This is a genomic window from Burkholderia sp. AU44665, assembly GCF_030504405.1.
Taxonomy (GTDB): Bacteria; Pseudomonadota; Gammaproteobacteria; order Burkholderiales; family Burkholderiaceae; genus Burkholderia; species Burkholderia semiarida.
This window is the reverse complement of the sequence record NZ_JAUJRI010000029.1, coordinates 42,815-57,255: the sequence shown is the minus strand read 5'-3', so window position 1 is coordinate 57,255 and position 14,441 is coordinate 42,815. Positions and strand designations below refer to the sequence as shown.

Below are 14,441 nucleotides of genomic sequence, written 5' to 3'. Positions count from 1 at the left end.
TTTCATCCGACGGATACCGGCGATCCGTCCCCCTGCCCAGGCCGGCGAGACCCACGGGTTTTCGGTAAACTACCGCCCATGTCCGTTTCGCCGGTTTCCATCGTGTCCACGCCTGTCGCCGTTTCCGCATCGCCCGCCGGAGCCCCGGATCAGCCGGTCACCGTGCGGTGGCGGGGCCGCGAGGCGTACGAAGCGAGCTTCGACGCGATGCGCGCGTTCACCGACACGCGCACGGCCGACACCGGCGACGAGATCTGGGTGGTCGAGCATCCGCCCGTCTACACGCTCGGCCAGGCCGGCGACCCCGCGCACCTGCTGGTGGCCGACAGCGGTGTGCCGCTCGTGAAGGTCGACCGCGGCGGGCAAATCACCTACCACGGCCCCGGCCAGATCGTCGTCTACCTGCTGCTGGACTTGCGCCGGCGCAAGCTGATGGTGCGCACGCTCGTGACGAAGATCGAGGAGGCCGTGATCGAAACCCTCGCGGCGTATAATCTCGCTTCGGTCCGCAAGGCGGGCGCGCCGGGGATCTACGTGGCATCCGGCGTGCACGAGGGCGCGAAAATCGCCGCGCTCGGCCTGAAGATCCGCAACGGCTGCAGCTATCACGGGCTGAGCCTGAACGTGAAGATGGATCTGCGCCCGTTTCTTGCGATCAATCCGTGCGGCTATGCCGGACTGGAAACCGTCGACATGGCGAGCCTCGAGGTTGCCGCCGACTGGAACGACGTCGCCCACACGCTGGTGGGGCGTCTGATCGCCAACCTCGACGGCGCACCCGCGGCCGCCGACAAGCCGCACGCACTGGAACAATCGAATGACTGACGTTACCGCTTCTCCCGCACCGGCCGATTCGGCCGCGACCCCGGCCTACGATCCGACCGCCAAGCAGAAGGCGCAGGCGAAGACGGCGCGCATCCCGATCAAGGTCATTCCGATCGAGAAGCTGAAGAAGCCCGAGTGGATCCGCGTGAAGGCGGCCACCGGCAGTTCGCGCTTCAACGAGATCAAGACGATCCTGCGCGAGCACAACCTGCACACCGTGTGCGAGGAAGCGAGCTGCCCGAACATCGGCGAATGCTTCGGCAAGGGCACCGCGACGTTCATGATCATGGGCGACAAGTGCACGCGCCGCTGCCCGTTCTGCGACGTCGGCCACGGCCGTCCCGATCCGCTCGACGCGGACGAACCGAAGAACCTCGCGCGCACGATCGCCGCGCTGAAGCTCAAGTACGTGGTGATCACGAGCGTCGACCGCGACGACCTGCGCGACGGCGGCGCCGCCCACTTCGTCGAATGCATCCGCGAAGTGCGCGAGCAGTCGCCCGACACGCGCATCGAGATCCTGACGCCGGATTTCCGCGGCCGTCTCGACCGCGCGATCTCGATCCTGAACGCCGCGCCGCCCGACGTGATGAACCACAACCTCGAAACGGTGCCGCGCCTGTACAAGGAAGCGCGCCCGGGTTCGGACTACGCGCACTCGCTGAAGCTGCTGAAGGACTTCAAGGCGCTGCATCCGGACGTCGCGACGAAGTCGGGCCTGATGGTCGGCCTCGGCGAGACCGAAGAGGAAATCCTGCAGGTGATGCGCGACCTGCGCGCGCACGACGTCGACATGCTGACGATCGGCCAGTACCTGCAGCCGTCCGAGCACCACCTGCCGGTGCGTGCTTACGTGCATCCCGATACGTTCAAGATGTACGAGGAAGAGGCGTACAAGATGGGCTTCACGCACGCGGCCGTCGGCGCGATGGTGCGCTCGAGCTATCACGCCGATCTGCAGGCGCATGGGGCGGGGGTGGTCTGAGCGCCGCGTTCGCGTCCATCGGCAGAAGTCCCGCAATTCACAAAGCCCGCAGCGATGCGGGCTTTTTCGTTGGCGCGGCGGTTATCCGTGCCTGCGCACGGCAATCGTTACCCGACCGGACGCGCAATCCGGTCGAGCATGAAAAGCAAAGCTGAAACGGCATCGATAGCTTCGCAGGATAAGTTCGCTCCCGCCGCGCGCAAAGCCCGTAAAGTCGGCTCTCCCGCAGCAATGCCCGTATTCCGAAGGAGAGCCGCATGTCCCGTTTCAGCTTCATCCGCCGCGCCGTCGTTGCGCTGACCGCCTTTGCCGCGCTCGGCGCGGCGCACGCCGAATCGCGCGAGGTCGTGATCGCGTACCAGGACATGGTCGTGCCGTGGCGCTACGCGCAGGCGAGCGGTGAAGTCGAAAAGGCGACCGGCTACAAGGTCACGTTCCGCAAGCTCGACAGCGGCGCCGACGTGATCCGCGCGCTCGCGTCGGGCTCCGTGCAGCTCGGCGAAGCCGGGTCGAGCCCGATCGCGGCCGGCCTGTCGCAGGGGCTCGACATCTCGCTGTTCTGGGTGCTCGACAACATCAACGACGCCGAGGCGCTCGTCGCGCGCAACGGCTCGGGCGTCACGAGCATCGCGGCGTTGAAGGGCAAGAAGATCGGCGTGCCGTTCGTGTCGACGTCGCATTTCCATACGCTCGTCGCGCTGCAGGCCGCGGGCGTCAATCCGAACGACGTGAAGATCGTCAACCTGCGCCCGCCCGAAGTCGCGGCCGCATGGACGCGCGGCGACATCGACGCGACCTATATCTGGGATCCGGTGCTCGCGAAGGTCAAGCAGTCGGGCACCGTGCTGACGACGTCCGGCCAGGTGGCGAAAGAAAGTGGCAAGGCGACCTTCGACGGCTTCGTCGTGAGCCGCAAGTTCGCGCGCGAGAACCCCGAATTCGTCACGCGTTTCGTGAAGGTGCTCGCGGCGGCGGACGCCGACTACCGCGCGCATGCGGCGGCGTGGAAGGTCGGCTCGCCGCAGGTCGCGGCGGTCGCGAAGGTGTCCGGCGCGAACGCGCAGGACGTGCCGGCCAGCCTCGCGCTCTACGCGTTCCCGACGGCGGCCGAGCAGGCTTCGCCGACGTGGCTCGGCGGCGGCGCGCAATCGGGCGCCGCGAAGTCGCTCGCGGCCACGGCCACGTTCCTCAAATCGCAAGGCACGATCCAGACGGTGCTCGCCGACTATTCGGTCGGCGTCGATCCGCAGTTCGTGCAGAAGGCTGCGCGCTGAGCGCGGCCGTTCAGCCCACTCGTCGCGGAGCCCTTCGATCATGAGCACGCTGGAAGTCCGTCAGGTATCGGTCGCCTACCCGGGCGAGCGCGGCAGGCCGACGACGCAGGCGCTCGCGCGCGTCGACCTGCGCATCGATGCCGGTGAATTCGTCGTCGCGCTCGGTGCATCCGGGTGCGGGAAGACGACGCTGCTCAACTGCATGGCCGGCTTCGTCGCGCCGACGACGGGCGACGTGCGCGTCGACGGCGTGCCGGTCACGGGCCCCGGCGCCGATCGCGGCGTCGTGTTCCAGAAATACGCGCTGCTGCCGTGGCTCGACGTGCTCGACAACGTCGCGCTCGGGCTGCGCTTCGCGCGCGTGCCGAAGGCCGAGCGCGAAGCGCGGGCGCGCGAGATGCTCGCGCTCGTCGGCCTCGAGCGTCATGCGCATGCGCGCGTGTACGAGCTGTCGGGCGGGATGCAGCAGCGCGTCGGCATCGCGCGCGCGCTCGCGAGCGACCCGCGCGTGCTGCTGATGGACGAGCCGATGGGCGCGCTCGACGCGATGACGCGCGGCACGATGCAGGCGCTCGTGCTCGACGTGTGGGCGCGCACCGGCAAGACGGTGTTCTTCATCACGCACGACGTGGAGGAGGCGTTGTTTCTCGCGACGCGTCTCGTCGTGATGACGCCAGGCCCCGGCCGCATCGCAGAAACCTTCGCGCTGCCGTTCGCTCGGCGTTACGTCGAATCGCGCGATGCGCGCGCGGTGAAGTCGTCGCCGGAATTCATCGGCTGGCGCGAGCGGCTGATCGCGTATCTGCATCGCGACGACGCGGTCGCGGAGCCCGCGTGATGAGCGAGCTCGCGCGACACGGCGTGGCCGTCGGGCGCGGCCGGAACAGCACTTTGCACAGGCAGGACGACATGAGCACGCAGGATTCCTGGGCGGCCGATCGCGCGCCCGCCGATTTCGAAGAACGGGATGCGCGCGCGGCGCAGCGGCGCCACGCGGCGCATCCCGCACGCCCATCGCACCGCTACCGGTTGCCGGGGCAAGGGAAAACGGCCGCGCTCAGCACGGCGACGATCGCGGCGCTGGCCGTGCTGTGGTGGGTCGCGACGCATCTGCAGTGGCTGCCGCCGCTGTTCCTGCCCGCGCCCGAAGCGGTGTGGACCGCGTTCGTCGACGCGTGGCACGGCCGTATCCAGGGCGGCCTGCCGCTGTCCGACCATCTGTTGTGGAGTGCCGCGCGCGTGTTCGGCGCGTTCGTGCTCGCAACCGCGATCGGCGTGCCGGCCGGCATCCTGATGGGCGTGAGCCGCGTCGCGCGCGGCGTGCTCGATCCGCTGCTGGAGTTCTATCGGCCGCTGCCGCCGCTCGCCTATCTGCCGCTCGTCGTGATCTGGTTCGGCATCGACGAGACGGCGAAACTCGTCGTGATCTTCCTCGCGTGCTTCGCGCCGATCGCGATGGCCGCGCGCGCCGGCGTGCGCGCGGCGACGGTCGAGCAGATCAACGCCGCGTATTCGCTCGGCGGCAGCTTCGCGCAGATCGTGCGCCACGTGGTGCTGCCCGCCGCGCTGCCGGAGATCCTCACCGGGCTGCGGATCGCGATCGGGTTCGGCTGGACGACGCTCGTCGCGGCCGAGATGGTCGCCGCGACGGCCGGCCTCGGGCAGATGGTGCTCAACGCATCGAGCTTCCTGCGCACCGACATCGTCGTGATGGGCATCCTGATCATCGGCGCGATCGCGTGGCTGTTCGATCTCGCGATGCGCTGGGTCGAGCGGCGCGTGGTGCCGTGGAAGGGAAGGGGTTGACGTCATGCAGGCAGCGGCGGCGCACGCGCGTCGCCGCTGCCTGTCGCACTCAATCCCCCATCGCGACCCCTTCGCGCCGCGGATCGGCCCCGCCGAACCACACCGTCTGCCCCTGCACGTTCAGCCGCTGGATGCCCTGCAGCCCCGAGTTCATCTCGACGACCTGCACGTCGTGCCCGCGGCCCTTCAGCCCGTCGGCGAGCGCGTCCGACACGCGGCCGCGTTCGAGCTGCGTCGGCCCGTTCATCGACCCGAAGTTCGGCAGCGCGATCGCCTGCTGCATCGTCATGCCCCAGTCGAGCACGCCGACCAGCGTCTTCGCGACGTGATTGATGATCGCGGGGCCGCCGGCAGAGCCGACGATCATCGTCACCTGCTTCGTCTTCTTGTCGAACACGAGTTCCGGCGACATCGCCGAGCGCGGCCGCTTGCCGGGCTGCACGCGATTGGCGACCGGCCGGCCGTTCTCGCTCGACACGAACGAGAAATCGGTCAACTGGTTGTTCAGCATGAAGCCGCGCACCATCAGCCGCGAGCCGAACGCATCCTCGATGCTGGTCGTCATCGACAGCGCCTGCCCGTAGCGGTCGACGATCGCGATGTCGGACGTCGACGGCAATTCGGGGCTGCGGCCGTCGGCCAGCGCGAGCGTCGCGCCCTGCGGCGTGCCGGCCTGCGCGACGCCCATGCTGGTGTCGCCGATCAGCCGCGCACGCTGCGCGAGATAGGCCTTGTCGGTGAGGCTCGCCCAGTTGCCGCCCGGCAGCGGCACGAAATCGGGATCGGCGACGTAGCGCGCGCGGTCCGCATACGCGAGGCGCCCGGCCTCGCTGAACAGATGCGCGGCGAACGGCGTCGGCTCGTAGCCGACTTCGTTGCGCACCGGCTTCTGCGCGCCGATCTGCTGCCAGTCGGGCATCGCCTCGAGCATGCCGAGCATCTGCGCGATCGCGAGGCCGCCCGACGACGGCGGCGGCATTCCGCACACGACCGAGCGCCGGTAGTCGGCGCACAGCGGCGCACGCACCTTCGCCTGGTAGCGCGCGAGATCCTGCAGCGACAGCAGCCCGGGGTTGGTCGGGTGCTTGCGCACCTTCGCGACGATGTCGCGCGCGATCGCGCCGTTGTAGAACGCGTTCGCGCCGCGGTCGGCGACCTGGCGCAGCACGGTCGCGAGCGCCGGGTTCTTCAGCACCGTGCCGGCGGCCTTCGGCGTGCCGTCGGCGTTGTAGAAATAGGCGCGGGCGGCCGGATCGTTCTTCAGGTACCTGTCGTTCGCGATCAGCATCGCCAGGCGCGGGCTGATCGTGAAGCCGCGCTCGGCGAGCCGGATGGCCGGCTGGAACAGCCGCCGCCACGGCAGCTTGCCGTGCGCGCGGTGTGCGGCGTCGAGCATGCGCAGCACGCCGGGCGTGCCGACCGAGCGTCCGCCGACGACGCCTTCGTAGAAACTCATCGGCTGGCCGGTCGGCCCGTAGAAGAGGCGCTCGGTCGCGGCGGCCGGCGCGGTTTCGCGGCCGTCGTACGCCTGCGTCGCCTTGCCGTCGAAGTACAGCATGAACGCGCCGCCGCCGATGCCCGACGATTGCGGCTCGACGAGCGCGAGCACCATCTGCGTCGCGATCGCCGCGTCGATCGCGGTGCCGCCCGCCTTCAGCATGTCGTAGCCGGCCTGCGTCGCGAGCGGGTTCGCGGCCGCGATCATGAAGTGCTGCGAGGTCCAGCCCGGCTTGTCGGTCCAGCCAGACGACAGCTCGGGCGCGTGGAAGCCGGGCAGCGGCACGGCCGCGCCCGATGCGGCGGCGACGGGCACCACCGCGCTGGACGACGGCGCGGACGGGGACGTGCAGCCGGCGCCGAACGTGACGAGCGCGACGGCGGCAGCGAGCGTCCAGGGACGCGAATGCGGACGAATCCGGTCGAACATTGAACCCTCGGCGGCAGTGAATTCGAACGAGACGGCGGCGTCGATGTCGACGTTGCCGTCGGCACGGGCGCAGCGGCGCCGCCCGCCCCGGCGCGCTATTGTCGCCGCGCGCCCGGCGGCTTGTCATCCGACAGGAAACCCTGACGCATCCCGCCGGGCCCGCCCCGGCCGGTCTTTCCGGCCTGTTCGAGGATGAACTCTATGAACGTGGCGGTGGCGCGCGTGTGGTGGCGGTTCGGCATGTACAGCATGTACATGTGCGTGCCGAAGATACTGAGCCGGTATGCGTCGAGCGACGTGACGACGGTGCCGTGCCGCAGGTCGTCCTGCATCACGTAGTCGGGCACGATGCCGACGCCGATCCCCGCGAGGATCGCCTGGCGCAGGAACAGGAAGTTCTCCGAAATCAGCGTCGGTTCGAGCAGCACCTCGTGGCGCTCGTCGCCGAGATACGCGGCGATTCGCAACTGCCGGCCGAGCACCGTCGCGGTGACGACCGGCGCGGCGGCCAGCGCGCCGAGCGTCGCCGGCATCCCGTGCGCGGCCGCGAACGCGGGCGACGCGCACGCGACGTAGCGCACCGCGCCCATGTCGCGCGCGACGAGGTTCTGCGGCGGCTCCGACATCACGCGGATCGCGATGTCGACTTCGTCGCGCATCAGGTCTTCCACGCGATTCTCGAACACCACGTCGAGCACGATGCCCGGATGCAGCCGCTTGAACGCGAGCAGCCACTCGGACATCACCATCTGCCCATAGCCGCTCGGCACCGACAGCCGCACGCGGCCCTGCAGGTCCTGCCCGAGCGTCGTCACCGATTCCTGCGCGGCCAGCAATTCGTTGCGGATGCGCCGGCCATGCTCGTACAGCTTGAGCCCGATCTCGGTCGGCTCGATGCGCCGCGTCGTGCGCCGCACGAGCTGCTGGCCGATCGAGCGTTCGAGCTGGTTCAGCCGGTAGCTGACGTTCGCCCGGCTCATCTTGAGCCGCTGCGCGGCCTTGCTGAGATTGCCCGCGTCGAGGATCTCGACGAGCAGCGTCAGCGCGTTCAGGTCCATCCGGGGTCTCCTGATCCGTCCCGCTTAAAGGGCCGAAACAACGGGCCGAAACGGTTCGAAAGCATTCAATGTCAAGTCCGGCTTGACAGCTTGTAAAGGCGCGCGGGAATTGTCAATGAATCTCGATCAATCGAGAATCGAGTCATGCCCGGCAACCACGCCGGACCGTTTCCCGCCGCGCGGGACCCCGCTCGCGAACCGGCGTCGCCCGCCGAGCCGGCGGCCGGTCCCGCCCGCCCGGCGCACCGCACCTGGAGACACGATGAATTCACCCGCTTCCCCCGAAACATCCGCCACCGGCACCGTCACGCGCGAGCGGCGCGACAAGGTGCTCGTCGTCACGATCGATCACCCGCCCGTCAACGCGTTGTCCGCCGACGTGCGGCGCGGCCTCGCCGACGCGATCGACGCCGCGCAGGCCGACGACGCGATCCGCGCGGTGCTGATCGTCGGCGCCGGCCGCAACTTCATCGCGGGCGCCGACATCCGCGAATTCGGCAAGCCGCCCGTGCCGCCGTCGCTGCCCGACGTGTGCGAGCGGATCGAATCGGGCGCGAAGCCGGTCGTGGTCGCGCTGCACGGCGCGACGCTCGGCGGCGGCCTCGAAGTCGCGCTCGCCGCGCATTACCGGCTCGCGGTGCCCGGCGCGAAGCTCGGGCTGCCCGAAGTGACGCTCGGCCTGCTGCCCGGCGCGGGCGGCACGCAACGCGCGCCGCGCCTGATCGGCGCGAAGGCCGCGCTCGACCTGATGCTGACGGGCCGCCATGCGAGCGCGGAGGAAGCGCTCGCGCTCGGCCTCGTCGATCGCATCGCGCACAGCGACGACACGCTCGCCGAAGGGCTCGCCTATGCGCAGGAACTCGTGTCGCTCGGCGCGCCGGTGCGCCGCACGCGCGACGCGCAGGGCCTCGCCGACCGTGCGGCCGCGCAGGCCGCGATCGATGCGGCGCGCGCGGAATTGCCGAAGAAGTCGCGTGGCCTTTTCTCGCCGGCGAAGATCGTCGACGCGGTCGAGGCCGCGCTCACGCAGTCATTCGACGCGGGGATGAAGCTCGAACGCGGCCTGTTCCTGCAGTGCGTCGACAGCCCGCAGCGCGCGGGCCTCGTGCATGCGTTCTTCGCGGAACGCGAGGCGGCGAAGGCGCCCGAGGCGCGGCACGCGAGCGCACGGCCGGTCGAGCGGATCGGCGTGGTCGGCGGCGGCACGATGGGCGCGGGCATCGCGGTCGCGGCGCTCGACGCCGGGCTGCCGGTGACGATGATCGAGCGCGACGAAGCGTCGCTCGCGCGCGGCCGGGCGCACGTCGAGAAGGTGTACGACGGCCTCGTCGCGAAAGGGCGGATGACGCCGGCCGCGCACGCGGCGCGCCTCGCGCGCTTCAAGGGCAGCACGTCGTACGACGCGCTCGCGCAGGCCGACGTCGTGATCGAGGCCGTATTCGAGGACATGGCCGTGAAGCAGGCGGTGTTCGCCGAGCTCGCCCGCGTGTGCAAGCCGGGTGCGGTGCTCGCGACCAACACGTCGTATCTCGACATCGACGCGCTCGCCGCGAGCATCGACCGGCCGGCCGACGTGATCGGCCTGCATTTCTTCTCGCCGGCCAACGTGATGAAGCTGCTCGAGATCGTCGTGCCGGCGCGCGTCGCCGCGGACGTCGTCGCGACCGCGTTCGCGCTGGCCAGGCAGTTGAAGAAGACGCCGGTGCGCGCGGGCGTGTGCGACGGCTTCATCGGCAACCGGATCCTCGCCGTCTACCGGACGGCGGCCGACTATCTGATGGAAGACGGCGCGTCGCCGTACCAGATCGATCGCGCGGTGCGCGCGTTCGGTTTCCCGATGGGCCCGTTCCAGGTCGTCGACCTCGCGGGCGGCGACATCGGCTGGGCGACCCGCAAGCGCCGCGCGGCGACGCGCGATCCGAACGCGCGCTACGTGGAGATTTCCGACCGGCTGTGCGAGCGCGGCTGGTTCGGGCAGAAGACCGGCCGCGGCTACTACCTGTATCCGGACGGCGCACGTGTCGGCACGCCCGACCCGGAAGTCGAGGCGATCGTCGCGGAAGAACGCGCGAAGAAGGGCGTCACGCCGCGCACGTTCACCGATGAAGCAATCCTGCGCCGCTACCTCGCCGCGATGATCAACGAAGGTGCGAACGTCGTGCACGAGAAGATCGCGCTGCGCCCGCTCGACGTCGACGCGGTGTTCCTGTACGGCTACGGTTTTCCGCGTTACCGCGGCGGCCCGATGCACTACGCGGACACGGTCGGCCTCGCGAACGTGCTCGCCGATATCCGCGCGTTCGCGAAGGAAGATCCGCTGTTCTGGAAGCCGTCGCCGCTGCTCGTCGATCTCGTCGCGCGCGGCGCGGATTTCGCGAGCCTGAACCGCATCGACTGAACGCCCACCGCATCCGCAACGGACCTACGATGAACCTCGATTTCACTCCCGAAGAGGAAGCGTTCCGCACCGAAGTGCAGCGCTTCCTGCAAGCCGAACTTCCCGAGCGCATCGCGCGCAAGGTGAAGGGCGGCCTGCATCTCACGCGCGACGACATGCGCGAATGGCACGCGATCCTGCATGCCCGCGGCTGGCTCGCGAGCCACTGGCCGAGCGAATACGGCGGCCCCGGCTGGAGCGTCGCGCAGAAGTTCCTGTTCGACAACGAATGCGCGCTCGCCGGCGCGCCGCGCATCGTGCCGTTCGGCGTGAACATGCTCGGCCCCGTGCTGATCAAGTACGGCAGCGACGCGCAGAAGCGTCACTGGCTGCCGCGCATTCTCGACGGCACCGACTGGTGGTGCCAGGGCTACTCGGAGCCGGGCGCCGGGTCCGATCTCGCGTCGGTGAAGACCACCGCGGTACGCCACGGCGATCACTACGTCGTGAACGGCCAGAAGACATGGACCACGCTCGGCCACTACGCGAACATGATCTTCTGCCTCGTGCGCACCGCGACCGACGTGCGCAAGCAGGAAGGCATCAGCTTCCTGCTGATCGACATGAACACGCCGGGCGTCGAGGTCCGCCCGATCATCACGCTCGACGGCGAGCACGAGGTGAACGAGGTCTTCTTCACCGACGTGCGCGTGCCGGTGGAGAACCTGGTCGGCGAGGAGAATCGCGGCTGGACCTACGCGAAATATCTGCTCACGTACGAGCGCACCAACATCGCGGGGATCGGCTTCTCGACGGCCGCGCTCGACCGGCTGCGCGCGGTGGCCGCGAAGGTCATGAAGAACGGTCGGCCGCTCGCCGACGATCCGTTCTTCGCGGCGCGCGTCGCACGCGTCGAGATCGAGCTGGAAAACATGCGCACGACCAATCTGCGCGTGCTGGCCGCGGTCGCGGGCGGCGGCGTGCCGGGCGCGGAAAGCTCGATGCTGAAGATTCGCGGCACGCAGATCCGCCAGGAGATCACCGCGCTGATGCGGCGAGCGATGGGGCCGTACGCGCAGCCGTTCGTCGATGAAGCGCTCGATGCCGATTACGACGGCGAACCGGTCGGCCCGGAAGAAGCCGCGAGCGCCGCGCAGCAGTATTTCAACAACCGGAAGCTGTCGATCTTCGGCGGCTCGAACGAGATCCAGAAGAACATCATCGCGAAGATGATGCTCGGGCTGTGACGAGGGACGCGACGATGGATTTCCAGCACACAGAAGACCGCCGGATGCTGGCGGACACGTTGAACCGCTTCATCGCCGAACAGTACGCGTTCCCGGTGCGCGACCGCATCGCGCAGTCGGCTGAAGGCTTCGACCGCGCGATGTGGCGGCGCTTCGCCGAACTCGGTACGGTCGGCGCGCTGTTCGCCGAAGCCGACGGCGGCTTCGGCGGCGCGGGCTTCGACATCGCCGTGGTGTTCGAATGCCTCGGGCGCGGGCTCGTCGTCGAGCCGTTCCTCGGCGCGCTGCTCGCAGGCCGTGCGCTCGCGCTCGCCGGCGGCGATGCGCATCGCGAGCGGCTCGCCGCGCTGATCGACGGCAGCGCGAGCGCCGCGTTCGCGCACGACGAACCGGGCTCGCATTACGAGCTGACGACCGTGCGCACGCGCGCCGAACGTGCGGGCGACGGCTGGGTGCTGACGGGCGCGAAGGGCGTCGTCGACCAGGCCGCGCAGGCGGCGTTCTTCGTCGTCAGCGCGCGCGTGTCGGGGCGCGACGACGATGCGGCCGGCATCGGCCTGTTCGTCGTGCCGGCCGATGCGCCGGGCGTGTCGCTGCGCGATTACAAGAAGATCGACGGCGGCCGCGCGGCCGAAGTGCGCTTCGAGCGCGTCGCGCTGCCGGCCGACGCCGCGCTCGGCGCGCCGGATGCGCTCGACGGCGAAGCGGGCGCCGAGTTGCTCGAGCGCGTGCTCGGCTACGGGCTGCTCGCGCTGTCGGCGGAAGCGCTCGGCGCGATGGACGTCGCGAAGGCGCACACGCTCGACTACCTGCGCACGCGCAAGCAGTTCGGGATGCCGATCGGCAGCTTCCAGGCGCTGCAGCACCGGATGGCCGATCTGCTGCTCGAAGTCGAGCAGGCGCGCTCGGCCGTGATCAACGCGGCCGCGCAGCTCGATGCGCCGCGCGTGGTGCGCGAGCGCGCGCTCGCCGCGGCGAAATACAGCATCGGCCGGATCGGCACGCTCGTCGCGGAGGAAAGCATCCAGCTGCACGGCGGGATCGGGATGACGTGGGAGCTGCCGCTGTCGCATTACGCGAAGCGTCTCGTGATGATCGATCACCAGCTCGGCGACGAGGATCACCACCTCGCGCGCTACATCGCGCTGTCGAAACAATAAGCGGCGAAACGCGAATGGAGGAGACAAGGATGACGAACGACACGCGCGCGCTGCCGCTGGCCGGCGTGAAGGTGCTCGATTTCTCGCGCGTGCTCGCGGGCCCGTGGTGCGCGATGGTGCTCGCCGATTTCGGCGCGGAGGTGATCAAGGTCGAGCATCCGGCGCGCGGCGACGATACGCGCGACTGGGGGCTGCGGATCGGCGACACCGAAACCACCTATTTCAACAGCGTGAACCGCAGCAAGCGGTCGATCTGCGTCGACCTGCAGACGGAAGCCGGCCAGCGCATCGCGCGCGAGCTGGCCGCGCAGGCCGACGTGGTGATCCACAACTTCAAGTGCGGCGGCGCGGAGAAGCTCGGGCTCGGCTACGACGCGCTGGCCGAACTGAATCCGCGGCTCGTGCATTGCGCGATCTCCGGCTACGACCGCTCCGGCCCGGAGGCCGGGCGGCCCGGCTACGACCTCGTCGTGCAGGGCGAGGCCGGGCTGATGGCGCTGAACGGCGAGGCCGGCCAGCCGCCGCTGAAGTTCGGCGTCGCGGCGGTCGACCTGTTCACCGGCATGTATTCGGCGCAGGCGATCCTCGCCGCGTTGTACGAACGCCATGCGACCGGGCGCGGGCGGCGCATCGAGATGGCGCTGTTCGACTGCGGGCTGATGATCACCGCGTACTACGGGCTCGACGCGCTGCTGATGGGCGAGGACCCGCCGCGCTACGGCAACGCGCATCCGTCGATCGTGCCGTACGGCGTGTTCGACGCGGCCGACGGCCCGCTCGTGATCACGGTCGGCAACAACACGCAGTTCGCACGCTTTTGCGATGCGATCGAGCGGCCCGATCTCGCGGCGGACGAACGCTACAGGACCAACCTCGGCCGCTCGGAGAATCGCGCCGACCTGCTGCCCGAGATTCGTGGCGAACTCGCGCGCCGGTCGCGCGCGACGCTGCTGGCGGCGCTCGCCGAGGCGGGCATTCCGTGCGGCGAAGTGCTCGGATTGCACGAAGCGCTGACGTCCGAACGCGCGACCCGCGCCGGGCTCGTCACGCGGCAGCCGCATCCGGTCGCGGGCGGCGTCGACGTGCTCGCGCCGCCGTACCGCTTCGACGGCGCGCGGCTGCCGGTGCGCGGCGCGCCGCCGGTGCTCGGCGCGGATACGGAGGCGGTGCTCGGCGGCTGGCTCGGGATGTCGGCGGAGGACGTCGCGCGGCTGCGGGCGGATCGCGTCGTGTAACGCATTGATGTGCCGCCACGGCGCGGGCGGATGCCGATCACGCGCCGATCATCCACAAGACAGCTCTCGCGACGACGAGGCGACTTGCCCTGCGGGGACCTGAGTAGGCGCTGAAGCGCCAACTCAGTTCGACCGCGAAGCATGGGACTGGAGTAAGCGCTAAAGCGCCAACTCCGGTCGACCGCGAAGCATGGGACCGGAGTAAGCGCTAAAGCGCCAACTCCGGTCGACAGGAGACAACATGGAGCTTTCCGTCATCGAATCGGTCACGGCGCGCCGCGACTACCAGCAACTCGTGCGCGCACGGCGCCGCTTCAGCTTCACGCTCACCGCGCTGATGATCGCCACGTACTACGGCTTCATCCTGCTCGTCGCGCTCGCGCCGCACGTGCTCGCCGCGCCGCTGTACCGCGGCGCGACGACGACGGTCGGGATCGCCGCGGGCGTCGCGATCATCCTGATCGCGATCGGCCTGACCGCGTGCTACGTGCTGCGCGCGAACCGTGCGTTCGACCGCCGCGTCGACGCGATCCTGCAACGTCCGTGA

Annotated in this window: 12 protein-coding genes; 10 read left to right on the top strand and 2 right to left on the bottom strand. The window is 69.6% G+C overall.

The window, feature by feature from the left end; all coding sequences use genetic code 11:
• Positions 1-78: 78 nt before the first annotated feature.
• The 5 genes from lipB to QZM15_RS31115 all read left to right on the top strand — a co-directional run bounded on the left by lipB (position 79) and on the right by QZM15_RS31115 (position 4,890).
• Positions 79-825: a lipoyl(octanoyl) transferase LipB gene (gene lipB / locus QZM15_RS31135; RefSeq protein WP_226224889.1), complete on the top strand. Its 747-nt coding sequence runs from the start codon at positions 79-81 to the stop codon at positions 823-825.
• Complete coding sequence (lipA, locus tag QZM15_RS31130; RefSeq protein WP_059576014.1) at positions 818-1,810, top strand: lipoyl synthase; 993 nt, start codon at positions 818-820, stop codon at positions 1,808-1,810. The genes lipB and lipA overlap by 8 nt, the downstream gene beginning before the upstream one ends.
• A gap of 257 nt (positions 1,811-2,067) precedes the next feature.
• Entirely contained in the window at positions 2,068-3,084 is a 1,017-nt protein-coding gene (gene tauA / locus QZM15_RS31125; protein WP_059576016.1) for a taurine ABC transporter substrate-binding protein, read from the top strand.
• A gap of 40 nt (positions 3,085-3,124) precedes the next feature.
• Positions 3,125-3,922 (top strand): taurine ABC transporter ATP-binding protein, encoded by a 798-nt coding sequence (locus QZM15_RS31120; RefSeq protein WP_059576019.1) that lies wholly within the window; start codon positions 3,125-3,127, stop codon positions 3,920-3,922.
• Positions 3,922-4,890, top strand: coding sequence for an ABC transporter permease subunit (locus QZM15_RS31115; protein ID WP_059576022.1), 969 nt, complete (start codon positions 3,922-3,924; stop codon positions 4,888-4,890). Before QZM15_RS31120 ends, QZM15_RS31115 begins: the two co-directional genes overlap by 1 nt.
• Before the next feature lie 49 nt (positions 4,891-4,939).
• Here QZM15_RS31115 and ggt read toward each other — a convergent pair whose 3' ends face one another.
• Entirely contained in the window at positions 4,940-6,817 is a 1,878-nt protein-coding gene (gene ggt, locus QZM15_RS31110) for a gamma-glutamyltransferase (protein WP_124862614.1), read from the bottom strand.
• Positions 6,818-6,912: 95 nt separating this feature from the next.
• Positions 6,913-7,875, bottom strand: coding sequence for a LysR family transcriptional regulator (locus tag QZM15_RS31105; RefSeq protein WP_060312454.1), 963 nt, complete (start codon positions 7,873-7,875; stop codon positions 6,913-6,915).
• Between the two features lie 262 nt (positions 7,876-8,137).
• Here QZM15_RS31105 and QZM15_RS31100 point away from each other — a divergent pair, with 262 nt between their 5' ends.
• The 5 genes from QZM15_RS31100 (at position 8,138) to QZM15_RS31080 (ending at position 14,441) form a co-directional block, all read left to right on the top strand.
• A complete protein-coding gene (locus QZM15_RS31100; RefSeq protein WP_302107864.1) occupies positions 8,138-10,273 on the top strand; it encodes a 3-hydroxyacyl-CoA dehydrogenase NAD-binding domain-containing protein in 2,136 nt (711 codons plus the stop codon).
• 29 nt (positions 10,274-10,302) lie between these two features.
• Positions 10,303-11,499: an acyl-CoA dehydrogenase family protein gene (locus QZM15_RS31095; protein ID WP_302107863.1), complete on the top strand. Its 1,197-nt coding sequence runs from the start codon at positions 10,303-10,305 to the stop codon at positions 11,497-11,499.
• A gap of 14 nt (positions 11,500-11,513) precedes the next feature.
• Positions 11,514-12,659: an acyl-CoA dehydrogenase family protein gene (locus QZM15_RS31090; protein WP_302107862.1), complete on the top strand. Its 1,146-nt coding sequence runs from the start codon at positions 11,514-11,516 to the stop codon at positions 12,657-12,659.
• A gap of 29 nt (positions 12,660-12,688) precedes the next feature.
• Positions 12,689-13,894: a CaiB/BaiF CoA-transferase family protein gene (locus QZM15_RS31085; protein WP_302107861.1), complete on the top strand. Its 1,206-nt coding sequence runs from the start codon at positions 12,689-12,691 to the stop codon at positions 13,892-13,894.
• 241 nt (positions 13,895-14,135) lie between these two features.
• On the top strand, positions 14,136-14,441 hold the full coding sequence (locus QZM15_RS31080; protein ID WP_059576041.1) for a DUF485 domain-containing protein: 306 nt from the start codon (positions 14,136-14,138) through the stop codon (positions 14,439-14,441).